We start from the raw sequence: 25,100 nt of genomic DNA, 5'->3' as shown, positions 1-25,100 counted from the left end.
TGGGTTAATCATGCCGCGAACCAAATTTGTTCAGGGATAATTGTCATGAGCGTCGAAGGCGACAAAAAGCAGCTTCTTCATCTGGTGTTCGGCGGCGAGCTGAAAAAGCTCGGTACTGTTGAGTTCCGCGATCTTGAAAACGTCGATATCGTTGGCATCTACCCGGATTACGAATCGGCCAAGACTGCATGGAAGTCGAAGGCCCAGCAAACCGTTGACAATGCTCATATGCGCTATTTCATCGTGCACCTGCATCGGTTGCTCGATCCAGAAGGCGTAACGTTGAAGGCGGATTGAGCAGTTTGCCTGCTCCCGGTCATTATCGGATGCAAAGCGGAGATAGTCCGGGTCAGACCACCGGGCATAAGAAGCAAGGGTTCGCGAAACGCCTTTGGCGACGTATTCGCGGACCACTGGCGCAATCCGCCGTGGTTAAGGCCATGCTGGTATGGCTGATCACCAGCTACTTCAAGTTCGTCTACATCACCAATTCACGCCTGAAAGAGTCGGCCGATCCGCAAGCGCTGGTTGGCAAGGACGATCCTTTCATCGTGACTTTCTGGCACGGACAACATCTCATGGGGCCGTTCATCTGTCCCAAGGGAATTGAGCTGGTGGCCATGTTTTCGAAAAGTGCTGATGCGGAGTTGAACGCTCGTGTTGCAGAAAAACTCGGATTGTTGACGGTACGTGGTTCTGGAGGACGTGGTTCTCGTTCCAAGCCTGAGAAAGGTGGAGCACGCGCGCTCCTGACGTTGAAGAATGCTCTAAAAAAAGGCCAGTCGGCGTCAATAATTGCAGACATTGCTCACGGCAAAGCGCGTGAAGCGGGAGACGGCATCATTTTATTGGCGAAATTGTCCGGTCGTCCGATAATACCGGTTGCTTATGCTTTCTCGCGGAACCATGTTTTGGAAAAGTCCTGGGACAAGACGGCGATTCCGCTGCCCTTTGGGCGCTCGATTATCGTGCGCGGCGACAATGTATGGGTCGACGCGGATGCCGATGAAACGCAATTGGAAGAAAAACGCATGGAGCTAACGCGCCAACTCAACGACGCGACCGTCAAGGCCTATGCTGCGTTGGAGAAAGCGAAATGAGCGAACGCTGGGCGCGCAATATGTTGTCTGCCTACCGTGCACTCGGCTCCGCGGCCTATCCTTTTATGGGGCCTTACATCGCCTATCGCGCGTCGCGCGGTAAAGAAGAGCGCATGCGTCGCGGCGAGCGCTACGGCAAATCCGCCATCGCGCGTCCGCAAGGACCGGTTATCTGGGCCCATGCGGCAAGCGTTGGTGAAACCGTCGCGATTACGCCATTGATTGAGCGGATTGCCGCAACGGGTATTCATATCGTGCTGACGACAGGTACCGTGACGTCGGCAAAAGTTGTAGCGGATCAGTTGGGTAGCAAAGTTATCCATCAATATGCGCCTTTGGATTTGCAACCAGCGGTCAACAAGTTTCTCAACCATTGGAAACCTGATCTTGCCATTGGTTGTGAGTCCGAAGTCTGGCCTGCAACGGTACTTTCGCTTGGCAGTCGCCATACGCCGCAGGTTCTGGTCAATGGGCGCATGTCTGACCGCTCCTTCGCTGCCTGGCAGAAGAGACCGGCACTGGCCGAAGCACTCTTTGAAAATTTCGCCTATGTGGTTGCACAGTCGGAACTTGATGCAGATCGCTTTCGGACGCTGGGGGCACGACCGGTCAGTGTTTCAGGGAATCTCAAGGTCGATACGAATCCTCCGCCGGCCGATCCACAGGCTCTGGCCGCGTTGCAACGCCAGATTGGTGGACGGCGGACATGGGCCGCAATTTCTACCCATGACGGTGAAGAAGCGATCACAGCGGAAGTTCATCAGATGCTGAAAGTGCGCTATCCTCATCTCATTACGATTATTGTTCCGCGTCATCCGGATCGCGCTCCGGCCATTGAGGCTATGCTGGTTGAAAAGGGGCTCAAGGTTGCGCGTCGCAGCGCCAATGAGCCGATTGAAGCCGATACCGATATCCTGCTGGGAGACACCATCGGAGAGATGGGGCTTTATCTCCAACTGACCGAAATAGCATTTATTGGCAATTCGCTGACCAAGGAAGGCGGACACAACCCGCTGGAACCGGCGATGATGGGGACTGCCGTGCTAACCGGGCGGAATGTCCAGAATTTCCGTGAGTCCTTCCAGCGTCTCATCAAGAATGGTGGCGCGCGCATTGTGAAGGATCGCAATATGCTCGCGGGAGCGATCAATTTCCTGTTCAACAATCCTCAGCATCTGCGTGCCATGATCAATGCAGGAGTGAGCACGGTCAGGGATATGCGCGGTGCACTGGATCGTACACTTGTTGCACTCGAGCCGTTTATCCAGCCTTTGATCCTGCAGGCACAGTTACCTGGCAATCGCAATGAGGCTGCCTATCAGACGGGCGGTCACTGAGCATGGTGAGTGAAGCGCCGCCTTTCTGGTGGGAAAAACCTGATTGGCGCGCTTTGTCTTTGGCGCCTGCTGCTTGGCTCTACGGAGTGGTGGCAGGGCGTCGGCTTTTGAAAGCGGAACCACCAAAAATTTCTCTGCCGGTCCTTTGCGTGGGCAATTTCACCGTAGGTGGAGCGGGAAAAACGCCGACTGCTATTGCTTTTGCTTCTGGCGCAAAGGCACGAGGTCTAAACCCCGGCATCGTGTCACGTGGCTATGGCGGCGCTTACAAGGGACTGCACGTTGTTGATCCCGCGCATGACAGTGCGCGTTATGTCGGCGATGAGCCACTCCTGCTGGCACGACATGCCTCGGTGGCTCTTTGTCCTGATCGGCTAAAGGCGGCTCGCCATTTACAGACGCTCGGTTGCGATTTCATCATCATGGATGATGGTTTCCAGAGCGCGCGGCTTTTTGCCGATTTTTCGCTGCTGGTTGTTGATGCCGCGCGTGGTATTGGCAATGGAAAGGTCATACCGGCAGGCCCACTGCGTGCTCCGCTGACAGACCAGATGCGTAAAACCGACGCTTTGCTGCGTATTGGCAAAGGCGATGGTGCTGATTTCGCTATCCGTCAGGCGGCACGGGCTGGTCGGCCGATATATGAAGCGCATCTTGAGCCGTCATCGACCGCTTCGGTAGCGGGCAATCGATGGCTCGCATTTGCGGGTATAGGCAATCCAGAAAAATTCTATGCAAGTGTTACACAGGCAGGCGGTGAGATTGTGGAGACGCACTCATTCCCCGATCATCATAGTTTTGATGCGGATGATATTCGCACTCTGATGGACGCAGCCCGCCGTCAGGGATTGGGATTGATTACCACGGCGAAAGATCAGGTACGCTTGGCCACGATGATTGGCGTTCCTACCGGCTTTCTGGCAAAACTCGCTGTCCTCGATGTCGATCTCAAATTTGACCGCAACGACGGGCTTGACCGCATACTGGATACAGTCATCGAACGTTTCAAAAGCCGTGTTGCGAGCTAATTTTAAGCCTTCTTACGGCTACGCAGTTCAGGATTGACTTCCAACTCACGTTCAAAAGAAATCAGGCCGGTTGCGTAGGGTTCCTGCCGCGCAACGCTCCAATATTTGAGTTCATCGAGCGGGATATGGGCGCCGGTCACTGCGCACGCGACATAGGCTCCGTGTCTGACGATCTCATAATCACCGTCAAGATAACGCAGAACAGCTTCAGAAGAGCGGGGCGATTCAAATTTATTCATGTGTCTAAAACCTTTGTGGTTGACTCTAGCAACTGCCGCGCGTTGCGTCCAGCAGTACCGGCATCTGGCTTGGTCGTAATTCTATCAACGCCTGCCAAAAAGCCGTTCGATATCTGTCAGTTTCAATTCGATGTAAGTCGGGCGACCGTGGTTACATGTGCCTGAACCGGGGGTGGCTTCCATTTCACGCAGAAGTGCATTCATTTCTTCAGGCTTCAACCGCCGTCCCGAGCGAACGGAACCATGACAGGCCATCGTTGCGGCCACATGGTTCAACATGGCCTTCAATCCTTCAGATGTATCGTGCTCCGCAATCTCATCCGAAAGATCGCGGATCAACTGCTGTACATTCATTTCTCCGAGCATTGCCGGCGTTTCCCGCACTGCAATGGCACCCGGCCCGAATTGCTCGATGCCGAGGCCAAAGCGTGAAAGCGTTTCTGCGTGGGTTGTCAGTCGCTCTGCATCTTCTTCCGGCAAATCCACGATTTCAGGAATAAGCAGCATTTGTCCCGGTATGGGGCGGGAATGCAGGGCATTTTTCAATGCCTCGTAAACAAGGCGCTCGTGAGCCGCATGCTGATCTACAATAACGAGGCTGTCTTCCGTCTGCGAAACAATATAATTCTCATGGATTTGTGCGCGGGCCGCACCAAGCGGCTTCTGCTGGAGTTCCACCGGCACTTCGTCAAGCGTCGCCCGCGTGTCCGCTGCAAAAACATTGACGGTGGCGAGTGTCGCCTGATCACTTTCCTGAAAGGAGGGTGCCACTCCCAAGTCCAGCGGCCGATGCGCTGGATGCGCGGTCTGCGGTGACCATTCATTTCTCGGGGCTGAAGGCGCAGGGCGCCAGTTTCCAGATGAATAACCAGCCGAAGGAGGCCGTGATGTGGATGATGGCGTGGCTGGCTGGAATCCTTCTGCGCGGAACGCTTGCAGCATGGCATCGGCACCACTGGTTGCAGGCCGAATGCCCGACTGAGCCAGTGCCTGTTTGATTGCGCCAACAATCAGTCCACGTACAAGACCCGGATCACGGAAACGTACGTCAGCCTTGGCCGGATGCACATTAACGTCGACCAGTGCAGGGTCCAGCGTCAGAAACAATACGGCAACCGGATGGCGATCACGTGCCATGACATCCGCATAAGCTCCGCGCAATGCCCCGAAAAGCTGTTTGTCACGCACCGGGCGCCCGTTCACATAAGCGAACTGATGCAGGGCATTGCCGCGATTATGGGAGGGTATGCCGACAAAACCGGCCAGACGCACACCGTCACGCTCGGCGTCGATGGCGAGCGCATTTTCGCCGAACTCTTTCCCGAGTATTTGGTTGATACGCTCGAGCGTTGCCTCTGCGCCGCTACCGGTTGCGGACAACTCCAGTGGTGTCCGGTCGGTGCCTGCAAGCGAAAAGCGGACATGCGGAAAGGCAATTGCAATGCGCTTTACGACATCGGTTATCGCTGAAGCTTCCGCGCGGTCCGTCTTCATGAATTTTAGACGGGCGGGGGTCGCGTAGAAAAGATCGCGGACCTCCGCAATTGTTCCGCGATTCAAAGCAGAGGGGCGAGGGCCGTCGAGATGCCCGCCTGAGACCGAAACTTCGAAACCGGAATCAGCGTCCTGCGGACGAGATTTGAGAGTCAGTTTTGCGACCGAGCCGATGGATGGCAGAGCCTCCCCACGAAATCCAAGCGCGCGAATGTCATGCACATCATCGGAAAGCTTGGAGGTGCAGTGGCGGGAAACTGCCAATGGAAGCTCATCAACAGGAATTCCCGAGCCGTTATCAGTCACGCGCAACAATGTCTTGCCGCCGCCACCTGTTACGACCTCAATGCGGGTCGCGCCAGCGTCGATTGCATTCTCGACAAGTTCTTTGATAACGCTGGCGGGGCGTTCGATGACTTCCCCCGCCGCGATCTGATTGATGATGGTTTCGCTTAAGTGTCGAATTGGCATGGCCGGACTATAGAAGGATTCGCTTCTGTAAAGAACATGCTTCTAAACCCCGTCCGTCCAGACCGCCTTTTGTGCATTCACGGATGCTGCCGAATACACAATGTTGTCTGCAGATAATCGCCTTATTGCGAAGCATAATCCTTATGTGCTGGCAAATTCAAATCCTTAAGGCTGTCTGCATTGACAACTGCACGTGCCACGGCTTCTGCCATAACCGTCGCCGCAATCGCTCCAATCGCAGTTACATCGGCTTCCACGTTTTTTGCCTTGCCTGTGGAAAGTGCGAAGATCGTGTCGCCGTCCCACATCGTATGGATTGGGTTGATCGTGCGTGCAAAACCGTCATGCGCCATGCCCGCAATCTTTTTGAGCTGCGCCTTGTCGAACGAGACGTTGGTCGCTATTGCGCCGATCGTTGTGTTGGCGCCGCCTGACTTTACTACACCGTGGCCCTGCATGATGGCGGACATTGTATCACGGAAGCCCTTGCCGTCCTCTGTCCTTGCACCAGCCAGAATCTGGCGTGAGTTTGGCGCATAGACATCACCGACAGCGTTGACAGCAACGATTGCGCCGACAACGATTTCGGTGCCGGGCACCTTGTAACTGGCAGTGCCGAGTCCGCCCTTCATGGCGTAATCCATGCCAAACATTTTGCCGACAGTCGCGCCTGCACCAGCACCGATATTGCCTTCTCCAGAAGCCTCGGCCTTTGCGGCCTTGCATGCCAGATAGCCGGCTTCTTCATCGGGGCGCACGGAAAAATCTCCGACGCCGAGATCCATCAGGATTGCTGCCGGTACAATCGGAACGACGCCTTTGCCGATCTTGAAGCCGAGATTGTTTTCTTCGAGGTAACGCATGACACCGGTTGCAGCCGCCAGACCATAGGCACTACCGCCGGAAAGCAGGATGGCCTGAACCTGTTGCACATAATTGATGGGATCGAGCAGATCAGTTTCGCGCGTACCAGGGGCTGAACCGCGCACGTCGACACCCGCAGAAGCGCCGTCCTCGCATAGAAGGACGGTGCAGCCGGTCGGACGTTTTGTCAGTGTGTGGTGTCCCAGCTTGATTCCGGGTACATCCGTGATGCTTCCACCCATAAGTTTCAGCATATTCGCTCCTCCCTCAGTAGCTGCCGATGCGGCATTGACGACAAAGGACATTGCCCCAAGTCCCGCAAGCGACTTGGTAAATGTTCTGCGATCCATGAACAGTTTTCTCCTCCATTTTTTGCTCTATTGAGAGAGCGTATTCTTTTCGCGTGCCCGGCGCTGGCGCAGAACGTCGGCCACATAGTCACGTGACAGGGCATGATAGAGGGGCTCGTGAGAAATCAGCCGCGCAGTGCCGTAGCCCAGCATTGATGCACACATGAGTGGAATGACATTGTTATGATTGCCGGTCATTTCCAGAATGATGACGAATGCCGTCATGGGCGCTTGCACGACACCGGCAAAATATCCCGCCATGCCAAGAACGGCAGCAAGGCTGGCGCTGGTTCCAAGAACAAGGCCGATTGTGCTGCCCAATCCTGCGCCGACCGATAAAGACGGCGCAAATATCCCGCCCGGTATTCCCGAAATCATGGAGAGGAGTCCGGCAAGAAACTTCGCGATAAAGTAGAGAGGCGGAAGAGCCAGCCCTTCGACAGCGCTCCGTGCCTGATCGTAGCCTGCACCGAAGGTCGATCCGCCGGATGCAATGCCAATGATTGCGACGAGGAGGCCGCAAATTCCTGCGAAAAGCACGGCATTGCGAAGTGGAGCTTTTTGAACACGACGTCGCACACGGCGTCCTAGTTCAAGCGCGAGCGCACTGAAGGCTGCCCCGAATGCTCCGCCGATTACACCGCAGGCAATAACCAGAACCCAATCCTTGCCAGTCGAAGCCGTAACGGTGGTCAGTCCGAAGTAATTATAATTTCCAACAAGACCAAGCGAGGCGAGACCCGCGAGAATGACAGCGGACAGCACAAGGCCGTTGGTTCGGGCTGCATAGGCACGCCCCATCTCCTCGATCGCGAAGACGACACCCGCCAGAGGTGTATTAAATGCTGCGGCGATACCTGCAGCAGATCCTGCAAGGATGAGGCCGCGTGCCTGCTCCATGCCGCCGAAACGCGCTGACTGCATCATAATGGATGCGCCAATCTGCACTGTCGGGCCCTCGCGTCCGATGGAAGCACCGCTAAAAAGCCCCCCGAGAGTGAGAATGATTTTCCCGATTGCGGTCTTGAGCGAAAGCAGAAGAGTTCGATCTTCGTGATCGTGCAAGTGGCGTGCAGCAATTGCTTGTGGAATGCCGCTTCCGCCTGAGTTCGGGAACCAGGAGAGGGCGATCCAGGAACAGACCATAAATCCCAGCGGTGTGATAAGCAGAGGAAGCCAAGCGCGCCAGCTGTTTCCACTTGTTAGTGTCTTGAACCAGTCCTGCGCAATGTCAGCGGCTTCTGCAAAGCCGACGCTGATCAGACCGATGGCTAATGCGCCGCACCAGAAGACCAGCCGTGGTTTCCAGACATGCGGCGACATCCACATGGCTTTTGACCGTCTGACAAGCGGAACACGTCTATAGGATTTTCTCACTTTGCCCCTGCAAATCTGCTGCTGCCCGTTTTTGACGTGCAGAGATTTATCACGCAAATCCTTATCGGTAACTGAAACTTGTCAGCGAAAGGCTTTCCATTTGGTCATAACCGTGTTACCAGCCGGTGCCAATTCAACCTAGCAAACCAGATGTGTCGCTGCTCTCGGACCTATTCCGGAGAGGCGGCTTTTCTCATTCGATAAAATCGGCAAAGGAATTGGCAATGGCTAAAATCGTGGAATCGCCCACTGGCGCTCTCGCTCTCACATTCGACGATGTACTGTTGCAGCCGGGCCATTCCGAAGTGATGCCGGGGCAGGTTGATCTGCGCACACGCATCGCGAAGGATATCGAGCTTAACCTTCCCCTTCTTTCTGCTGCCATGGATACAGTGACAGAATCTCGTCTGGCCATTGCGATGGCACAGGCTGGTGGCATTGGCGTCATTCACCGCAATCTGACGCCGGAACGTCAGGCCGAAGAAGTCCGCCAGGTCAAGAAGTTCGAATCGGGTATGGTCGTAAATCCGGTCACCATTGGGCCGGATGCCACACTTGCCGACGCTCAGGCATTGATGAAGGCACATGGAATTTCCGGTATTCCGGTCGTTGAGAATGCTACCAAGGGCCCAGGGCGTCTTGTCGGTATCCTGACCAATCGCGATGTCCGTTTCGCTTCTGATCCGAAGCAGAAAATCTACGAGCTGATGACCCGTGAGAACCTCATTACGGTTCGTGAGAATGTCAATCAGGACGAAGCAAAGCGTCTCTTGCATGCTCATCGCATTGAAAAGCTTCTCGTTGTCGACGATCAAGGACGTTGCGTCGGTCTCGTTACCGTCAAGGACATTGAAAAGTCGCAGCTCAATCCTAATGCAGCCAAGGATGCTCAGGGACGTCTGCGCGCCGCCGCTGCTACGAGCGTCGGCGAAGACGGTTATGAGCGCGCAGAACGTTTGATAGAAGCAGGTGTCGACCTTCTAGTCGTGGATACGGCGCACGGCCATTCGCAGCGTGTTCTCGATGCTGTGGCTCGTATCAAGAAAGCCTATCCGAACGTTGCTATCCTTGCAGGCAATGTGGCAACGACTGGCGGTACACAGGCACTGATTGATGCGGGTGCGGATGCGGTGAAGGTGGGTATCGGGCCGGGTTCAATCTGCACTACGCGTATCGTCGCCGGTGTTGGCGTTCCGCAGCTTTCGGCCATTATGTCAGCCGTTGAGGCAGCGCAGAAGCAGAATATCCCGGTGATCGCTGATGGAGGCATCAAGTTCTCTGGCGATTTCGCTAAGGCACTGGCTGCCGGAGCCGTTGCAGCGATGGCTGGTTCCTTGCTGGCCGGTACGGAAGAAAGCCCCGGCGAAGTCTATTTGCATCAGGGACGTTCATTCAAAGCCTATCGCGGCATGGGCTCGGTTGGTGCCATGGCGCGTGGCTCGGCTGATCGTTATTTCCAGGCGGAAGTGCGCGACGAGCTGAAGCTCGTGCCCGAAGGGATTGAAGGACAGGTCGCCTATAAGGGGCCAATTTCTGCAGTTCTTCACCAGCTTGCAGGCGGCTTGCGTGCTTCCATGGGGTATGTTGGCGCCAAGACGTTGGAAGAGTTCCGTGAAAAGGCAACGTTCGTGCGAATTTCCAATGCCGGTCTTCGGGAAAGCCATTCACATGGCGTTGCTATCACCCGTGAAAGCCCCAACTATCCGGGCGGCATGTAAGGTCAGTTCCTGATGTATTTATAAAAGGCGGCTTAAAGCCGCCTTTTCATTTTGCGAGAGCTTCTAGTTCCTTTGGATTGATGAGAAGCCCATTGGCGCTTTCCATAATGCAGTCACCGAGCGCCTGAAAATCCTTCCGACGCATACTCTGGCGCCGCCAGAACAAGGCGATTTCCCGTTTCGGCTGGTCGCCTTCAAAAGGCACGATGCGCATATGATTGCTGCGTGCTTCCGCGCGCACCGCGATTTCGGGAATGAGAGTAAGACCCATGCCATGACTCACCATTTGTAAAAGGGTGGTCATGCTGGTAGCGCCATATTTTACGAGCTGGCGTTGCGAAGGCAGCGAACAAACGGCCAAGGCTTGATCCCGCATACAATGCCCTTCTTCCAATAAGAGTAGGCGATCGAGAGCGACGTTGTCCTGCGTCATCGGTGAAGACAGAACCGTTTGATCATTGGTGGAGGTCGCTATCAGAAAGCGATCATCGAACAGTTTTCTCTGAGCAAGTCGTTCATCATCGATAGGAAGGGCGGCGACAATCGCGTCGATTTCACCCGCAAGCAGTTCATCAAGAAGTTTGGCGGTTATGCTTTCTCGCAATTGGAGGCGGAATGACGGATGCCGTTCGCGCAAAAGCGGGATGAGAACCGGGACCAAATAGGGTGCAACGGTCGGAATGATCCCCAGCCGCAACCGTGTCTGCAGCAATCCCCGGCTTTGCGCGGAAATTTCCTCAAGTGCATGGAGTTCACGCAGCACTGTCTTGATACCCGGATAAAGTTGCCTGCCGAGCTCCGTCATTATTACCTGTCGCTGAGAGCGCTCGAAGAGTGGTGCGCCTGCGACTGCCTCCATTTCCGCGATTTGAGCTGAAAGCGCGGGCTGGGAGACATGTGCCAATTGAGCAGCTTTGCGGAAATGCAGCGTGGTGGCAAGCGCTTCGAAATAGCGCATCTGACGTACTGTAAACATGATAGGAAAAACTTATCGAAAATAATCGGAAAAGCAATTGGAGATTATGATTGGAATAGGTCTAATCTGAGCCAGTTACCTAGCCAAGGCGTGACACGGACGAATTGTGCCATGCTTTTAGCAAGGCTAGATGTATTCCAATATCGGCTTTTCAGGAGGGAATTCTCATGACAGATCGCCCAATTATGACGACGAGTGCAGGTGCTCCGATACCGGACAACCAGAATTCCCTAAGCGCGGGTGAGCGCGGCCCGCTTTTGATGCAGGACTATCAGCTCATTGAGAAACTGAGCCATCAAAACCGCGAACGTATTCCGGAACGTGCTGTCCATGCCAAGGGCTGGGGCGCTTATGGTACGCTGACGATCACTGGCGATATTTCGAAATACACTAGGGCCAAGGCTCTGCAGCCGGGTGCCAAAACGCCGATGCTGGCACGGTTTTCGACTGTGGCTGGCGAGCAGGGTGCCGCTGACGCCGAGCGCGACGTGCGCGGCTTTGCTCTCAAGTTTTATACCGAGGAAGGCAACTGGGATCTGGTCGGAAACAACACGCCTGTGTTCTTCGTGCGCGACCCGGTCAAGTTTCCGGATTTCATCCACACCCAGAAGCGTCATCCCAAGACGAACCTGCGTTCGGCGACCGCCATGTGGGATTTCTGGTCGCTCTCGCCGGAAAGCCTACATCAGGTGACGATCCTGATGTCCGATCGTGGCTTGCCAACCGACGTACGCCATATCAACGGATATGGCTCTCACACCTATTCGTTCTGGAACGATGCCGGTGAACGCTATTGGGTCAAGTTCCATTTCAAGACCATGCAGGGCCACAAGCACTGGACCAATGCCGAAGCCGAGGGGGTGATTGGTCGCACGCGAGAATCCACACAGGAAGACCTGTTCACGTCCATCGACAAGGGCGATTTCCCGAAGTGGAAAGTCCAGGTGCAGATCATGCCGGAACTCGACGCCGACAAGACACCATATAACCCGTTCGATCTTACCAAGGTCTGGCCGCATGCAGACTATCCGCCGATTGATATCGGCATCATGGAGCTGAACCGTAATCCGGAAAACTACTTCACCGAGATCGAGAATGCGGCTTTTTCGCCGTCGAACATCGTGCCAGGCATCAGTTATTCGCCTGACAAGATGCTGCAGGCGCGCATTTTCTCTTATGCGGATGCGCATCGTCATCGCCTTGGTACGCATTACGAAAGCATTCCGGTCAACCAGCCGAAGTGTCCGGTTCATCATTATCACCGCGATGGTCAGATGAATGTCTATGGCGGGATCAAGACTGGCAACCCGGACGCCTATTACGAGCCTAACTCGTTTAATGGTCCGGTTGAACAGCCGTCGGCCAAGGAGCCGCCGCTGCGTATCTCTGGTGATGCCGCTCGCTATGATCATCGTGTGGGCAATGACGATTACGCGCAGCCGCGGGCCTTGTTCAATCTGTTCGATGGGGGGCAGAAACAGCGTCTGTTCTCCAACATTGCAGCCGCAATGGGCGGTGTGCCGGGCTTCATCGTTGAGCGTCAGCTCGGTCACTTCAAGCTCATCCATCCCGACTATGAGGCCGGTGTGCGCAAGGCCTTGAAGGACGCACATGGTTATGAAGCCAACACGATTGCCACGAATGAAGAGGCAACGGCGGCTGAATAAACCGTCTTTATAAGATGGAAGGAAGGCCGGAGCTCATCGCTCCGGCTTTTTGTTTTGATTTGCCGATTGCCTTTTCCCTGCAAGGAAGGCTATGCCCGAGCAGGCATTCGAGAAGGAGACACAATGCGGCTTGGCGGACGCCTGCAGGCGGCTATCGAGGTATTGGATCAGATTGAAGCGGGCACACGCCCGGCTTCTGATGTGTTGAAGGATTGGGGCGCTTCCCATCGTTTCGCAGGCGCGGGTGATCGCGCTGTGATCGGCAACATTGTCTATGATGCACTGCGCCGCAAATTATCCATCGCATGGCGAATGGATGCCGATGACGCACGCGCTCTGGCTTTTGGCGCACTATTGGCCGACGGCGGCATGGATATTGCGGCCATCGACGCTGCTCTCGATGGAGACAAGTTTGCGCCGGAAGTGCTGGAGCAGCCGCGTCGTATTGCTTGGAAAAGCAGGGATGTCACCGAAGCGCCTGCCCATGTTCAGGCGGATGTGCCCGAATGGTGCGCATTGTCGCTGGAGGAACTTTTCGGCGCACGCTGGGTGGAGGAAGGCAGGGCGCTGGCAACGCGACCGCCAGTCGATCTTCGTGTCAACAGTTTGAAGGCGACGCCTGAAAAAACACTTGCAGCGCTTGAAAAAGCCGGTGCTACACCCGCGCCGTTCCTTGCGCAGGCGCTACGTATCCCGCCGATTGAAGCACTTGGCCGCCACCCGAATGTGCAGGGCGAGCAGGCCTTTCTCGACGGCTGGTTCGAGGTTCAGGATTTGGGATCACAGCTTGCCGCGCTCTTTGCTGGTGCCACACCAGGCCAGCAAGTGCTGGACTATTGTGCTGGCGCTGGTGGCAAGACATTGGCTCTGGCTGCTGCGATGCAAAATAGTGGTCAAGTCCACGCCTACGATGCGGAACGCTCCCGGTTATCGCCGATGCATGAGCGACTGCAGCGTGCAGGGGTGCGCAATACGCAGGTCCATGGAAATCTCGATGCACTCGACCCGCTCACAGGGCAGATGGACCTCGTTCTGACTGATGCGCCTTGCACGGGTTCCGGCACATGGCGCCGCCGCCCGGATGCGAAATGGCGGCTGAACGACCAGCAGCTTGAGCGGCGCGTTCAGGACCAGAAGGAAGTGCTGGAATCTGCCAAGCATTATGTGAAACCGGGTGGGCGACTTGCCTATGTTACCTGTTCTCTATTTGCGGAAGAAAACACGCAACAGGTTGCGAGGTTTCTCACAGATAACGCTGATTTTTCGGAAGTTGCGCCACAGGCGATCTGGAACACAATTGTTGCCGATGCCGGTGAAGTGGAGCCGGTATTTCCGTCGCATGGTGCGGTATTTTCGCCATTGTCCACTGGCACTGACGGTTTTTATGTGAGCATTCTGCAAAGATCAAAATAAAGCGGGGGAGACGATGTCAGCGCATCGTGTAGCAGAACCGGATTTTAAAGAGCGCGTCGAGGAAAGCTTTGGTCGGCAGGCGGCCATGAAGCTGATCGGCGCTGAACTGACACGGTGTGAGCCTGGCATCGTTGAAGTTGAAATGCCGTTTCGTGAGGAGCTGACACAACAGCATGGCATTTTGCATGCGGGCATGATTTCTGCCGCTCTCGATTCTGCCTGCGGCTATGCAGCGCTGACGCTGATGCCTTCCGATGCGGCAGTACTGACTATCGAATTTAAAGTGAATCTGCTTGCTCCAGGCAAAGGGGAACGGTTCCTCTTTCGCGGTGAGGTTACCAAGCCCGGTCGTACCATCATGGTTAGTGATGGGCAGGCGTTTGCTGTTACCGACACGGAAGTGCGCCTGATCGCAACGATGACTGGAACAATGATGGTCGTGCAGGACAGAAAAGGCCTGCAGGGATGATGAAGATCGTCGCCGGAAAGCGTCTGCTCTACGTTATGGCTGTTGATGCCGAATATGGACGTCATCTGGCGAAGCTCTTCACGCCGGTCATGATCGGGGTAGGGCCGGTCGAGGCGGCTGCCAATCTCGCCTATGCTCTTGCAGCTCTGATGCACGCGGGAGAAAAGCCTGATCTTGTGATTTCACTCGGCTCTGCAGGCTCAGCCAGACTATCGCAAGCGGAAGTGTTCCAGGTATCTTCCGTTTCCTATCGCGATATGGATGCTTCGCCGCTTGGGTTTGAAAAAGGCGCGACGCCTTTTCTCGATCTTCCCAATGTGATCGAACTTCCGGTTTCCGTACCGGAAATCCCTGCCGCATCGCTTTCAACAGGTGCGAATATCGTTTCCGGCAAAGCCTATGCGGCGATTGATGCGGATATGGTCGATATGGAAACCTATGCCTGTCTACGCGCATGCCAGCTTGCAGGAGTTTCGCTTTTTGGGCTTCGCGGTATCTCCGATGGTGCAAGCGAGTTGCAGCATGTCGGGGACTGGACACAGTATCTGCACATTATCGATGAAAAACTGGCCCATGCGGTTGAGCGACTGGAGGCTGCAATCGCGGATGGCCTCTTGTCGGCTCCTGACTATGGTATGTCAGTATAGGTCGATTTTTGGCAACGCACTTGTTGAGCATGGCATCGATAACCCATATAGGCATTGCATCCCGGTCACTTTTTAAATAGATGCTGCACATGAGCACCACGGCACATCCCGACACAATCTTAATCATCGACTTTGGCAGCCAGGTTACGCAGCTGATTGCGCGTCGCGTGCGCGAAGCCAACGTCTATTGTGAAATCGTCCCTTTCCAGTCTGCGGAAGAGGCTTTCAAGCGGCTGAAGCCGAAAGGTGTCATCCTTTCAGGCAGCCCTCATTCGACGACTGATATCGGGTCGCCGCGTGCGCCCCAGGCCGTTTTCGAAGAAGGCATTCCGGTCCTCGGCATCTGCTATGGCGAACAGACGATGTGCGCCCAGCTGGGTGGTAAGGTGGAAAGTGGCCATGATCGCGAATTCGGTCGTGCTTTCCTGGATGTACAGGAAGATAGCCCTCTCTTCGAAGGCATATGGGCAAAGGGCACCCGCCATCAGGTCTGGATGAGCCATGGTGATCGCGTTACATCGCTGCCCGATGGTTTTACCATTATCGGTACTTCGCCAAACGCGCCTTTTGCAGTTATCGCTGATGAGAAGCGCAAATATTACGGCGTACAGTTCCACCCGGAAGTCGTGCATACACCGGATGGCGCCAAGCTGTTGCAGAATTTCGTTCATCGTATCGTCGGCGTAAAGCCGGGTTGGACGATGGGTGCCTATCGCGAGCAAGCTGTCGAAGCAATTCGTAAACAGGTCGGTAGTGGCAAGGTTATCTGCGCGCTTTCCGGCGGCGTGGATTCGTCCGTTGCGGCGCTTCTGGCGCATGAAGCTATTGGCGATCAGCTGACCTGCATTCTCGTTGACCACGGGCTGATGCGCAAGAACGAAGCTCAGCAGGTCGTTGAAATGTTCCGCGAACATTACAACCTGCCACTCATTCTCGTTGATGCTGCTGATCGTTTCATCGGCGAGCTGGAAGGCGAAAGCGATCCGGAAAAGAAGCGTAAGACGATCGGCCGCCTCTTTATCGAAGTGTTCGAAGAAGAAGCCAAGAAGCTAGGCGGCGCGGATTTCCTCGTGCAGGGCACGCTTTATCCGGACGTCATCGAAAGCGTTTCGTTCACCGGCGGCCCTTCGGTCACGATCAAGTCGCACCACAATGTGGGTGGCTTGCCTGAGCGCATGAAGATGCAGCTCGTTGAGCCGCTGCGCGAATTGTTCAAGGACGAAGTACGCCTGCTCGGCAAGGAACTCGGCCTGCCGGACAGCTTTATCGGTCGTCATCCGTTCCCAGGACCGGGTCTTGCGATCCGCTGTCCGGGCGGTATTACGCGCGAGAAACTGGAAATCCTGCGCGAAGCCGACGCCATCTACTTGGACGAAATCCGCAAGGCTGGCCTCTACGATGCCATCTGGCAGGCTTTCGCCGTTCTGTTGCCGGTTCAGACCGTAGGCGTGATGGGCGACGGTCGTACCTATGAATTCGTCTGTGCGCTGCGCGCCGTGACTTCGGTGGACGGTATGACGGCCGATTTCTACCACTACGACATGAACTTCCTTGGCAATGCGGCAACCCGCATCATCAATGAGGTCCGTGGCATCAATCGCGTTGTCTATGATGTGACTTCAAAGCCGCCCGGCACGATCGAGTGGGAATGATTTGGCGTCTGCCTGTTACCCAAATCTGATCTAAACTGCTCAAAACTCCTCCGATTTATGCCCGTCAGTTCTTGCTGACGGGCATATCGTTTTTATAGCTGGCGCTGGTCGCTCCTGATCAGAACGAAACGTCAGCCTGATTAAAAACTAGCAGCGTTTCAAGCTTTGAACTGCATAGGGATTGAGAACAATCTCGGTAAATTGAGCGATGCTCACAGTTTGAGGCTGTGAAGTGATGTTCACCAGCCAGAATTCTTGCTCTGTCGCAAAGGCTAGAACGTGATTAGGCCGCGACGAAACAAGCTGTTGCCATTTCTTTCCTGCCAGCCCGGCCAAAGCTTTTATCGTATTGAAGAGCGGACGTTTTCCGCCTACGGGCGTTGGTTCGCCTTCATCTGCAATAAGCCCGAACGGACCAGTCAAGGCCGAAAGTGTCAGACGATCAAGGCCTGCATTTAGCACTGATATGGCATAGGCCAATGCGAAGCTTTCCGCGAACTTCCCATTATGGCGCGGATCACGATTGGCCATCGCAATGCGCTTGCCATTCGGGTTTTCCATCGTTCTGCTGCCATAAGGGTTCTGGCGCATGGGGATGGTCGATGGCCCGATGCGATAGGGCTTGTCGCCGTAGATCGCGCGCGCTGAACGGGTAATGAACGGCAGCGCCTCCAGTGTTTGCATAACGCTCAGATCATCAGCGGCATGAACAATTGGATTGGTGCAATGGGTGACGAAATCAACAAGCTCGCCCGGAATGCGCTTGCGATTAAGTTCGGTGAAATAGCTCAGCATTCCGCCGCCAAGCCGCGCATTCGTGAAGGCTGCTCTTGCTGCTGCATAAACATCTTCAAGCGGCGGGCAGGGTGGCCATTCACTGCCGGGTGGTGTTGACTGCCGATCTATAGCCGGTGAAACAATGACCGCATCTGGGGTAAAGCCAGTCGCTTTCATGTCTGAAGCGATTGCTGTCGTCTCTTCGATGAGTGATTTCTCGCAAGGCAATGCAATTTCGAGCGAAACGCGCCCGTTATGCTTCGCAGCCAGGGCTGCAAAATCCGCAAAGGTCGAACCTTTGTGCCCTGCCAGTGGATCGTAATGAAATAACAGATCCTGCGGACCAATCTCCTGCAACAGATCAATTGCGGCGAGGCTTGCTTTGGCTTCTTCCGGTGTGATGATAATGCCGATATTCGGCATTCTGCCGCTTGTGTCACCAAACGTGATGCTCACCGGCTCCGCATAACGGGTGTTATTTGGTGTCACCGCGCGAGTGTCGGAAATGTTGAGCACGACGCGCTGATGTTGGGGTTTGGCGGCTTCGATTTGGTAAGGCCATGGCAAAGCCAGCGGACGTACATAGGTCTTGTAAGATGCATCGGACCAGTTGCGCTGATCTTCCATCTCAAACGTATCGCCTTCCATGCGGCATTCGGCCGTAACGCCAGGCATGGCCTCATGGGTGATCGCACGCATGTCTTTGAAAGGCTGCCATGGCTCGATCAGATCGGGCAGGCAGGCCTTGTTGAGTTTACCGTCAACATGCTCGACGCTTACAGGTGCACCTGCAACGCCGACGATTGGATGCAGGATGCAAAAGCCGCACCGGTTGGTTTCAAAGCCTGTCGCTGTATTCGCTACGGCGTCGAAAGTGAGCGTACCGCCACTCTCTGCCTGAATGCGAACATTAATGGTGAGTTGGGTCGCATCCGGGCCTTCGCAACGTGCCTGATAGGTGACGATGAAACCGCTGCCGTTTTGCTCGACGTTCAGATCATGGATTTCCGGGTTGTAGGTTCCCCAGTCTCGATCCCGCACGAGATAGGAGACCGCGCGCAAAACTTCGACGCCGTCATAAGTGATGGTGCGGAGATTGCCGTCGCTTAAATCCAGGCCAAGCAAGCCTGCTTTCAGATGCGTTGGCTGAGCTTCGGCTTCTCGCGTTCCATAGAGTAGGAAAGGATCGACGTTGCTCATTTGAGCAACGCCGTAATGTCGACGCGATTGCCGCTTGTGGCACTGTCGTAGGCGGCTTCGACGAGCGCGAAAGTCTTGAGATTATCCGCACCCGATGTCGAGGTTTCTTCGCGAGTTTCCAGCTTGTCCACCCAATGCTGCTGAATGGCAAAAACGCTTTCCTGAATATTGTGCCAAGGACGTGAGGCCCATGAGAGCAGTTTTGGCGAAACGTCGGAAACCGTGGTGCCGTTCGGCGTAATCACTTCAAGGCGATAACCCTGATAAAGCCGGATCGAACCTTCAGTGCCATCTATTTCGATGAGCGTTTCCGGAAAAGGGTCGGTTTCGAGCTTGGTGGCATAGCTTACATCAACAATGGAAGTAGCACCATTTTCATGGTCCATGAGGATGGTTGCTACATCTTCACCCTTGATCTTCGGGTTCACACGCTTTGTGCGTGCAACAAGGCTGGTCACATCGCCCAGAATGAAGCGTGCAATATCAAGCGTATGAATGCCTAAATCTTCGATGATGAAGCGTTCGCCTTCTGCAAGATATGGCTGGCCGGAAAACACGTCGAAGCCCGAGCGGAAGGAGAAACGTCCCCAGAACGGCGTGCCGATGACGCCACTGTCGAGTGCCTTGCGCACTGCCTGAATAGGTGTCTGCCAGCGGAAGTTTTCATGCACCATGAGCGGAATACCTGCTTCATCGCAGACCTTCACCATGGCCTTGGCATCATCAAGCGTTTTGGCAAAAGGCTTCTGGCAGATTGCTGGCACCTTGTGGGCGGCAGCAAGTTCCACCAGAGCACGATGGCTTGAAACCGTGGTGGCGATATCGACAAAGTCGATGCCGCCATCTGCAAACAGCGCTTGCGCATCCGTGTAGCGGCGTTCGATGCCAAACTGGTCGCCGACAATCTTCAACCGCTCAGGATCGCGGTCGCAGATTGCCACGATTTTGGCACCCGAAACGTCATTCCATGCGTGCATCTGGTTGATTGCGAAGAAACCGCAGCCGATCAGAGCGCCATTCAATTCTGCCATTGACTGAGCCTTTATCCTGCTTTTGCCATTTGCATGAGTGTAACGCGCTGCTGGAGGCGGCGCTGTGCCTGATCAACCACCACGGCAATGATGATGACAAGGCCCTTGATGACCATCTGCCAGAAGGACGATACGCCCATCATGACCAGACCATCGGAGAGAATACCGATGACGAATGCACCGATGATTGTGCCGCCAATGGTGCCGCGTCCGCCCGACATCGAAGTGCCGCCGAGGACGGCTGCCGCAATGGCGTTCAGCTCGAACGAGTTGCCGGTTGCCGGATGCGAAGACATTAGTTCGGACGAGATGATAAGCCCGGCGATCGCAGCACAGAAGCCCGAAAACATGTAAACGAACATCTTTACGCGGTCGACGCGGATACCTGACATGCGTGCCGCACGTTCATTGCCGCCGACAGCAAAAATCTGGCGACCAAGTGGTGTGTATCGCGCGATATAGGCTGCTGCCAATGCGACGACGATCAGAATCCAGATTGAGACCGGAAGGCCGAGAATGCTGCCAGATCCGAGGAAGGCGAAGCCGGTTGTGCCCAGGTCTTCGCGGCCTACAAGGTTCGGGAAGGTCTGGCCGTCCGAGGACAGAAGTGCCAGGCCACGCGCTACATAAAGCGTGCCAAGTGTCGCAATGAAGGGCGCAACATTCAGTTTGGTGATCAATAGCCCGTTTATGAAGCCGACTGCGACACCAACGGCCAATGTGATCAGCGAGATTTCAATGATGTTGAAATAGATCGTATAGCCGATGCCAAGATCGATACCGTAGATCAGAAGACCACCGGCAACCATGCCGCAAAGCCCGACAATGGAGCCGACGGAAAGGTCGATGCCGCCTGTGATAATGACGAAGGTCATGCCCATTGCAAGAAATGCATTAAGCGCAACGTGCTTCGACATCAGGATCAGGTTGGCGGCTGAAAGGAAGTTCGGTGCTGCGAACGAGAAGAAGATAAACACCGCGAAAAGCGCGATAAAGGTTCTCAGTTTCATCAGCGTCAGCAGGGCCGAGCCGCTGTTAAAGGTTGAGTCAGTGGCGGCCGTCGTCGTGTTGGCTGTCATGACGCGAGTTCCCTTGTTTGTTTGTTGTGGTCGTTGTCATGTGTGTGCCCGTGGCCCTTGGCCGATGCGGCAACAATGTCGGCTTCCGTCGCTTTATCGCGGTCGAATATGGCAATCAGCTTCCCATTGCTGAGCACCGCGATGCGATCAGAGAGCGCCATGACTTCTTCCAGATCAGAGGTTGAAAAAAGAATGGATAGACCTTCGGCAGCAAGCCTGCGCATGGTGCGAAAGACATCGGCCTTTGCACCCACGTCGATGCCGCGCGATGGCTCGTCCATCAAAAGAACTTTCGGGTTGGTCATCAGCGCCTTGCCGATGACAACCTTCTGCTGATTACCGCCAGACATCGAAGTGACTTCGAATTCGGGGTTCGGTGCCTTGATCGAAAGGTCTTTGATTGCCTGTTGAATGGCCTGCTTTTCACGCTTTGGCGTGATGTGGAAGAAGCGAGCCAGCCGGTCGAGACTTGCCAGTGTCAGATTGCTGGCAATCGACAAAATCTGTACCAGACCTTCGCGCTGGCGGTCTTCCGGTATGAGGGCAAGACCACGCCGGATGCGACGGGTCGTATCGCGCTCCTTCACTTCCTGGCCATCGATATAGATATGGCCGGTGGAATGCCCATGCTGGCCCATCACACATTCGAAAAACTCGGAACGCCCGGCGCCCATAAGGCCATAAATGCCCAGAACTTCGCCTGCACGCACAGTCAGGGAGACGTCATCAACTGCAAGCCCACCGGTTGCACGCGGCAGGGTGATATTTTCAGCGCGAAACCGTTCTGCACCGATTTTGTGGGTCACAGGCTTGGCAAAATCCTTGGCATCGGAACCGATCATCGAACGCACGATCCATTGCGTATCGATATTTTTGACCTCTTCCTGGCCGGTGATTTTTCCGTCACGCAGAACCGTGATGTAATCGCCAATCCGCATCAGTTCTTCGAGACGATGCGAAATATAGACGATTGCCACGCCCTTCTTTTTAAGCTCGGCGATCACCTTGAACAGAATGTCGACTTCGGCTGCAGAAAGGGCCGATGTCGGTTCATCCATGATGACGATGCGTGCATCGAGCGAAATAGCCTTGGCGATTTCGACAAGTTGCTGCTGACCGATCGGCAGATCGGCAACGAGCGAACTTGCACTGATACCTGCGTCAAGGCGGTCGAGATATTCATTGGCCTTGACGACCTGCGCCTTGTGATCAATGCCGCGCATACCGCGTGTAATTTCGCGCGTGGCAAAGATGTTCTCTGCCACCGTCATGTTTGAAAACAGGTTGAGTTCCTGAAAGATCATCGCAATGCCGCGCTTCTGCGCGTCGGCGGGGCTGTCGAATGACACTTCCTCGCCATCAAGAATGATCTTCCCCATGGTCGGACGCTCAACGCCCGCGATGATTTTCATCAGCGTTGACTTGCCAGCTCCGTTTTCGCCGACAAGCACATTGACCGAACCACGGCGCAATTCAAGATTGGCTCGCTTAACCGCGACAATGCCCGAATAGACCTTGGAAACATCCTCAAGCTTGAGGACGATATCGTCCTTTGGGTTCAATTCCGTTTCCATCGCTTATTTCTCCAAAGAGATGGAAACAGGCGTGACGAGCGGAAGCTGGCCCTTCGATGGCAACGGGAAAGCACCTTCGGCTTTCACCTTCATGCCAACCAAATCTTCGCGCGGGACCTTTGAAAGAACATCGTCATTGACGCGGGTGTTGAACGCCTTGCCAAATTGAGCCCAGTCGATCTGATTGCGAAACTCGTTGAAGTTCACAAAGGAGAGGCTGTCGCGAATTGCGCTGCCGCGAACGGTCGGCCCGATCTGCACCCGTGCATCGGCCTTGCCATCGCCATTGCTGTCGACATCAACATAGGCTGCGCGCGATTTCGTTTCGGCGGCGACCACCGTGCCTTCAAGCTTGGCCGCAAAGGTCCAAGGGGCATTGCCCTGCTTTTCGCGATGGCCGTATTTTGCTCCCGCGACATCCGCATCTGCGTTTATTGCCTGCATCACTTCATCGAGCGTTGCAGTTTTCTCGGCAAAGAACGGCTTAACTTTTGAATCCCAGATGTCGGCAACCGAACGATCGGGATTGAAATTATCGCCGCGTGCTTCTGCGGCTTCTTCTGCTGTCGGAGTCTTGATGATTTTGCAGCCCGAAAGCGCGACACCGCAGGCCAGCACGATAATGGAAGCTGACTTCAGCACTGACATGAATTTATCCTCGATACAGGAAATAGTACCGGGAGCGCTGGCGCTCCCGGCCAAGCCGCGCTTGATTAATCCTTCAAAGCGAAGGTTTCGAGCTTGTCTGCATTGTCAGGATTGATGAGGACGCAGTCCATCAACTGCTTTTCTTCAGCAGGTCCCTTGCCGGTCTTGATATATTCGTCAGCCTGTACGACAGCCATCTGTGCCTGAGCATAGGCTGGCTGAAGAACAGTTGCCTTGATGCCGCCTGCCTTGATCGAGTCACGAACATCATTGGAGCCGTCAAAGCCGACAACGATAACGTCCTTGCGACCGGCAGCTTCAAGAGCTGCCCATGCGCCCATGGCCATGGTGTCGTTTCCGGAAATCACGCCCTTAATATCAGGGTTTGCCTGCAAAATGCTCTGCATTTTCGTGAAGGCTTCAGTCTGACTCCAGTTGGCAGACTGCTGCGCAACCATCTTCATGTCTGGATATTCGTCGATAACGTCGTGATAGCCCTTGGAGCGGGTGCCAGCATTGAGATCGGATTCACGGCCGAGCAGCTCGACATAATTGCCGGCTTCGCCCATCAGCTTGACAAATTCTTCAGCGCCGAGCTGAGCGCCCTGATAGTTGTTGGATACGATCTGCGAAACAGCAACACCCGAGGCGTTGATTTCACGGTCGATCAGGAAAGAAGGAATCTTCGCGTCTTTTGCCTTCTGAACGGCAGCAATCGATGCTTCCGAACCGGCATTGTCAAGGATAATAGCCTTTGCGCCACGGCCGATGGCCGTATCGACGAGCTGCGACTGCTTGGTCGCGTCGTCGTCATGCTGAAGGATCAGCGTATCGTAGCCCAGTTCCTTGGCTTTGGCTTCAGCGCCGACGGCTTCAGCCTTGTAGAATGGATTGTCGTGCGATGGCGTGATGATCGCGATCAGATCAGCAGCCCATGCTGGCATGACAACACTGCCTGCCAATGTTGCCGAAACGGCTGCAATAGCAAAACCGCGTGCAATTTTCCTGCGTGTGAACTTCATGTAGACCTCCCAATAAGCCCCATTTCCCAAAAGGGCGGAAAAGGGGAGAGCGTGTGACGCCCTCCCAAGTGACGTCACGTAATGCGACGGATGCTTTCTGCGATTTCTGCCGGTTCGAATACGTCTTTCCAGTCGTCGCGCATCAGCGCCGGGATACCAAATTCGATTGCCTTGTTGCAGGCATCGGAGAATGCGCCTTGAACTTCGCCGAAAATGACCGCTCCAAGGACATTCATATGCCCCAGCAGGAAGTCTCGGGCCGCCTCTTCAGGAACGCCACGCCGGACGCTTTCATCCATGGCCTGCTTCATGACAACCAGAAGCGAGGCGCAAACGGTTTCCGACAGGCCCGGCTCGAGGATTGCGAGCTGCTCGACGGTTACGCGGTGCGAGCGCATGACCGGTGCCCAGATGACCTTCGCGATTTCTTCACCCAGCGCATAAGCTTCTTCCGGCCCCTGCATCAGAGCCGAAACGATGTGCTGCTTTGCAAACAAACCGCCGAAGTGGTCCTTTTTTGCCTGCATGTCCGTTTCGTCGTTGAAAATCGGCGGATGGCAAGGATGGGTTACGAAATAGGTGAGGTCTGCGCGTTCTGGCAGATGACCGGCAAATGGTGCGGCTGCGTCGAGCGCAATAACCATTGTGCCTGGCTTCAGCTTGTCAACGATGCCAGCAGCAACCTTACCGATGATGGTGTCCGGCACAGCCAGAATGACGACATCAGCACCTTCAAGACCTGCATCCGCATCGATAGTGTCGATGCCGAGGTCGCTCTTCAGGCGTGCCTTGCCTGCGTCGCTGACTTCGATGTGACGGACGTCGAAGCGCGAACTTTGAAGGTTCTTGGCCAGACGGTAACCCATCTTGCCGCCCGCCCCGAACAAAGCGATTGCTGTCATGATTAATATTTCCTTCCCATATTTTTGGTAGCGTAACTGGTATAACCAGTCAATGAGTATTCCAG

The 25,100-nt window shown here is 55.0% G+C and carries 22 protein-coding genes; 10 read left to right on the top strand and 12 right to left on the bottom strand.

Features of this window, described 5'->3' with window-relative positions; genetic code table 11:
* Positions 1-45 precede the first annotated feature (45 nt).
* From F9K91_RS00455 to lpxK, 4 genes are read left to right on the top strand one after another with little or no spacing between them, the layout of a single operon-like run.
* Positions 46-297 carry a DUF4170 domain-containing protein gene (locus F9K91_RS00455; RefSeq protein ID WP_010661008.1) on the top strand — a complete coding sequence of 84 codons (252 nt, stop codon included), beginning with the start codon at positions 46-48 and terminating at the stop codon, positions 295-297.
* 29 nt (positions 298-326) lie between these two features.
* Positions 327-1,100, top strand: coding sequence for a lysophospholipid acyltransferase family protein (locus tag F9K91_RS00450; RefSeq protein WP_151555192.1), 774 nt, complete (start codon positions 327-329; stop codon positions 1,098-1,100).
* A complete protein-coding gene (waaA, locus tag F9K91_RS00445; protein WP_151555109.1) occupies positions 1,097-2,437 on the top strand; it encodes a lipid IV(A) 3-deoxy-D-manno-octulosonic acid transferase in 1,341 nt (446 codons plus the stop codon). The genes F9K91_RS00450 and waaA overlap by 4 nt, the downstream gene beginning before the upstream one ends.
* Positions 2,438-2,439: 2 nt before the next feature.
* Positions 2,440-3,465 carry a tetraacyldisaccharide 4'-kinase gene (lpxK, locus tag F9K91_RS00440; RefSeq protein WP_151676905.1) on the top strand — a complete coding sequence of 342 codons (1,026 nt, stop codon included), beginning with the start codon at positions 2,440-2,442 and terminating at the stop codon, positions 3,463-3,465.
* Between the two features lie 2 nt (positions 3,466-3,467).
* On the opposite strand, the gene F9K91_RS00435 is transcribed toward lpxK, so the two are convergent.
* The 4 genes from F9K91_RS00435 to F9K91_RS00420 all read right to left on the bottom strand — a co-directional run bounded on the left by F9K91_RS00435 (position 3,468) and on the right by F9K91_RS00420 (position 8,260).
* Positions 3,468-3,704: a DUF2093 domain-containing protein gene (locus tag F9K91_RS00435; protein WP_104755504.1), complete on the bottom strand. Its 237-nt coding sequence runs from the start codon at positions 3,702-3,704 to the stop codon at positions 3,468-3,470.
* A gap of 84 nt (positions 3,705-3,788) precedes the next feature.
* A complete protein-coding gene (gene mutL / locus F9K91_RS00430) occupies positions 3,789-5,669 on the bottom strand; it encodes a DNA mismatch repair endonuclease MutL (protein WP_151676904.1) in 1,881 nt (626 codons plus the stop codon).
* Positions 5,670-5,791: 122 nt separating this feature from the next.
* Complete coding sequence (locus F9K91_RS00425; protein ID WP_151676903.1) at positions 5,792-6,883, bottom strand: P1 family peptidase; 1,092 nt, start codon at positions 6,881-6,883, stop codon at positions 5,792-5,794.
* A gap of 27 nt (positions 6,884-6,910) precedes the next feature.
* The gene (locus F9K91_RS00420; RefSeq protein WP_151676902.1) at positions 6,911-8,260 is read right to left on the bottom strand and encodes a chloride channel protein; all 1,350 of its coding nucleotides are present in this window, start codon (positions 8,258-8,260) and stop codon (positions 6,911-6,913) included.
* A 224-nt stretch (positions 8,261-8,484) separates the two neighbouring features.
* On the opposite strand from F9K91_RS00420, the gene guaB reads away from it, so the two are divergent.
* Positions 8,485-9,978, top strand: a complete 1,494-nt coding sequence (gene guaB / locus F9K91_RS00415) for an IMP dehydrogenase (protein WP_061346583.1) — start codon at positions 8,485-8,487, stop codon at positions 9,976-9,978.
* Positions 9,979-10,024: 46 nt separating this feature from the next.
* On the opposite strand, the gene F9K91_RS00410 is transcribed toward guaB, so the two are convergent.
* Positions 10,025-10,954, bottom strand: a complete 930-nt coding sequence (locus tag F9K91_RS00410) for a hydrogen peroxide-inducible genes activator (RefSeq protein ID WP_151676901.1) — start codon at positions 10,952-10,954, stop codon at positions 10,025-10,027.
* A 167-nt stretch (positions 10,955-11,121) separates the two neighbouring features.
* On the opposite strand from F9K91_RS00410, the gene katA reads away from it, so the two are divergent.
* From katA to guaA, 5 genes are all read left to right on the top strand, one after another.
* The gene (katA, locus tag F9K91_RS00405; protein WP_151676900.1) at positions 11,122-12,621 is read left to right on the top strand and encodes a catalase KatA; all 1,500 of its coding nucleotides are present in this window, start codon (positions 11,122-11,124) and stop codon (positions 12,619-12,621) included.
* A gap of 123 nt (positions 12,622-12,744) precedes the next feature.
* A complete protein-coding gene (locus F9K91_RS00400) occupies positions 12,745-14,034 on the top strand; it encodes an RsmB/NOP family class I SAM-dependent RNA methyltransferase (protein WP_151676899.1) in 1,290 nt (429 codons plus the stop codon).
* A 13-nt stretch (positions 14,035-14,047) separates the two neighbouring features.
* Positions 14,048-14,503, top strand: coding sequence for a PaaI family thioesterase (locus F9K91_RS00395; protein ID WP_010661020.1), 456 nt, complete (start codon positions 14,048-14,050; stop codon positions 14,501-14,503).
* Positions 14,500-15,150, top strand: a complete 651-nt coding sequence (locus tag F9K91_RS00390; RefSeq protein WP_151676898.1) for a 5'-methylthioadenosine/S-adenosylhomocysteine nucleosidase — start codon at positions 14,500-14,502, stop codon at positions 15,148-15,150. Before F9K91_RS00395 ends, F9K91_RS00390 begins: the two co-directional genes overlap by 4 nt.
* Before the next feature lie 89 nt (positions 15,151-15,239).
* Positions 15,240-16,802, top strand: coding sequence for a glutamine-hydrolyzing GMP synthase (gene guaA, locus F9K91_RS00385; protein ID WP_151676897.1), 1,563 nt, complete (start codon positions 15,240-15,242; stop codon positions 16,800-16,802).
* A 147-nt stretch (positions 16,803-16,949) separates the two neighbouring features.
* Here the strand turns inward: guaA and apnL are convergent, their stop codons facing one another.
* The 7 genes from apnL to F9K91_RS00350 all read right to left on the bottom strand — a co-directional run bounded on the left by apnL (position 16,950) and on the right by F9K91_RS00350 (position 25,035).
* Complete coding sequence (apnL, locus tag F9K91_RS00380; protein ID WP_151676896.1) at positions 16,950-18,779, bottom strand: D-apionate lactonase; 1,830 nt, start codon at positions 18,777-18,779, stop codon at positions 16,950-16,952.
* Positions 18,776-19,810: a Gfo/Idh/MocA family protein gene (locus F9K91_RS00375; RefSeq protein ID WP_151676895.1), complete on the bottom strand. Its 1,035-nt coding sequence runs from the start codon at positions 19,808-19,810 to the stop codon at positions 18,776-18,778. The genes apnL and F9K91_RS00375 overlap by 4 nt, the downstream gene beginning before the upstream one ends.
* 11 nt (positions 19,811-19,821) lie before the next feature.
* Positions 19,822-20,889: an ABC transporter permease gene (locus F9K91_RS00370; protein WP_010661025.1), complete on the bottom strand. Its 1,068-nt coding sequence runs from the start codon at positions 20,887-20,889 to the stop codon at positions 19,822-19,824.
* Complete coding sequence (locus tag F9K91_RS00365; protein ID WP_151676894.1) at positions 20,886-22,463, bottom strand: sugar ABC transporter ATP-binding protein; 1,578 nt, start codon at positions 22,461-22,463, stop codon at positions 20,886-20,888. The genes F9K91_RS00370 and F9K91_RS00365 overlap by 4 nt, the downstream gene beginning before the upstream one ends.
* 3 nt (positions 22,464-22,466) lie before the next feature.
* Positions 22,467-23,111 carry a DUF2291 family protein gene (locus tag F9K91_RS00360; protein WP_151676893.1) on the bottom strand — a complete coding sequence of 215 codons (645 nt, stop codon included), beginning with the start codon at positions 23,109-23,111 and terminating at the stop codon, positions 22,467-22,469.
* Between the two features lie 65 nt (positions 23,112-23,176).
* Complete coding sequence (locus F9K91_RS00355) at positions 23,177-24,133, bottom strand: D-ribose ABC transporter substrate-binding protein (RefSeq protein ID WP_007878322.1); 957 nt, start codon at positions 24,131-24,133, stop codon at positions 23,177-23,179.
* Between the two features lie 74 nt (positions 24,134-24,207).
* A complete protein-coding gene (locus F9K91_RS00350; protein ID WP_151676892.1) occupies positions 24,208-25,035 on the bottom strand; it encodes a phosphogluconate dehydrogenase C-terminal domain-containing protein in 828 nt (275 codons plus the stop codon).
* Between the last annotated feature and the right edge of the window lie 65 nt (positions 25,036-25,100).

The sequence above is a fragment of the Brucella tritici genome (assembly GCF_008932295.1).
GTDB classification, from domain to species: domain Bacteria; phylum Pseudomonadota; class Alphaproteobacteria; order Rhizobiales; family Rhizobiaceae; genus Brucella; species Brucella tritici.
Note: the sequence above shows the minus strand (reverse complement) of the source record. Positions and strands in the feature narration are given on the sequence as shown.

What these genes read in the sequence shown, in the direction of transcription:
- F9K91_RS00355 (WP_007878322.1), bottom strand. Translation starts at nt 24,133, where the DNA reads ATGAAGTTCACACGCAGGAAAATTGCACGCGGTTTTGCTATTGCAGCC.
- F9K91_RS00390 (WP_151676898.1), top strand. Translation starts at nt 14,500, where the DNA reads ATGATGAAGATCGTCGCCGGAAAGCGTCTGCTCTACGTTATGGCTGTT.
- F9K91_RS00410 (WP_151676901.1), bottom strand. Translation starts at nt 10,954, where the DNA reads ATGTTTACAGTACGTCAGATGCGCTATTTCGAAGCGCTTGCCACCACG.
- F9K91_RS00350 (WP_151676892.1), bottom strand. Translation starts at nt 25,035, where the DNA reads ATGACAGCAATCGCTTTGTTCGGGGCGGGCGGCAAGATGGGTTACCGT.
- F9K91_RS00425 (WP_151676903.1), bottom strand. Translation starts at nt 6,883, where the DNA reads ATGGATCGCAGAACATTTACCAAGTCGCTTGCGGGACTTGGGGCAATG.
- F9K91_RS00435 (WP_104755504.1), bottom strand. Translation starts at nt 3,704, where the DNA reads ATGAATAAATTTGAATCGCCCCGCTCTTCTGAAGCTGTTCTGCGTTAT.
- F9K91_RS00400 (WP_151676899.1), top strand. Translation starts at nt 12,745, where the DNA reads ATGCGGCTTGGCGGACGCCTGCAGGCGGCTATCGAGGTATTGGATCAG.
- mutL (WP_151676904.1), bottom strand. Translation starts at nt 5,669, where the DNA reads ATGCCAATTCGACACTTAAGCGAAACCATCATCAATCAGATCGCGGCG.
- katA (WP_151676900.1), top strand. Translation starts at nt 11,122, where the DNA reads ATGACAGATCGCCCAATTATGACGACGAGTGCAGGTGCTCCGATACCG.
- lpxK (WP_151676905.1), top strand. Translation starts at nt 2,440, where the DNA reads ATGGTGAGTGAAGCGCCGCCTTTCTGGTGGGAAAAACCTGATTGGCGC.
- F9K91_RS00370 (WP_010661025.1), bottom strand. Translation starts at nt 20,889, where the DNA reads ATGACAGCCAACACGACGACGGCCGCCACTGACTCAACCTTTAACAGC.
- F9K91_RS00360 (WP_151676893.1), bottom strand. Translation starts at nt 23,111, where the DNA reads ATGTCAGTGCTGAAGTCAGCTTCCATTATCGTGCTGGCCTGCGGTGTC.
- guaA (WP_151676897.1), top strand. Translation starts at nt 15,240, where the DNA reads ATGAGCACCACGGCACATCCCGACACAATCTTAATCATCGACTTTGGC.
- F9K91_RS00395 (WP_010661020.1), top strand. Translation starts at nt 14,048, where the DNA reads ATGTCAGCGCATCGTGTAGCAGAACCGGATTTTAAAGAGCGCGTCGAG.
- F9K91_RS00375 (WP_151676895.1), bottom strand. Translation starts at nt 19,810, where the DNA reads ATGGCAGAATTGAATGGCGCTCTGATCGGCTGCGGTTTCTTCGCAATC.
- waaA (WP_151555109.1), top strand. Translation starts at nt 1,097, where the DNA reads ATGAGCGAACGCTGGGCGCGCAATATGTTGTCTGCCTACCGTGCACTC.
- guaB (WP_061346583.1), top strand. Translation starts at nt 8,485, where the DNA reads ATGGCTAAAATCGTGGAATCGCCCACTGGCGCTCTCGCTCTCACATTC.
- F9K91_RS00450 (WP_151555192.1), top strand. Translation starts at nt 327, where the DNA reads ATGCAAAGCGGAGATAGTCCGGGTCAGACCACCGGGCATAAGAAGCAA.
- F9K91_RS00455 (WP_010661008.1), top strand. Translation starts at nt 46, where the DNA reads ATGAGCGTCGAAGGCGACAAAAAGCAGCTTCTTCATCTGGTGTTCGGC.
- apnL (WP_151676896.1), bottom strand. Translation starts at nt 18,779, where the DNA reads ATGAGCAACGTCGATCCTTTCCTACTCTATGGAACGCGAGAAGCCGAA.
- F9K91_RS00365 (WP_151676894.1), bottom strand. Translation starts at nt 22,463, where the DNA reads ATGGAAACGGAATTGAACCCAAAGGACGATATCGTCCTCAAGCTTGAG.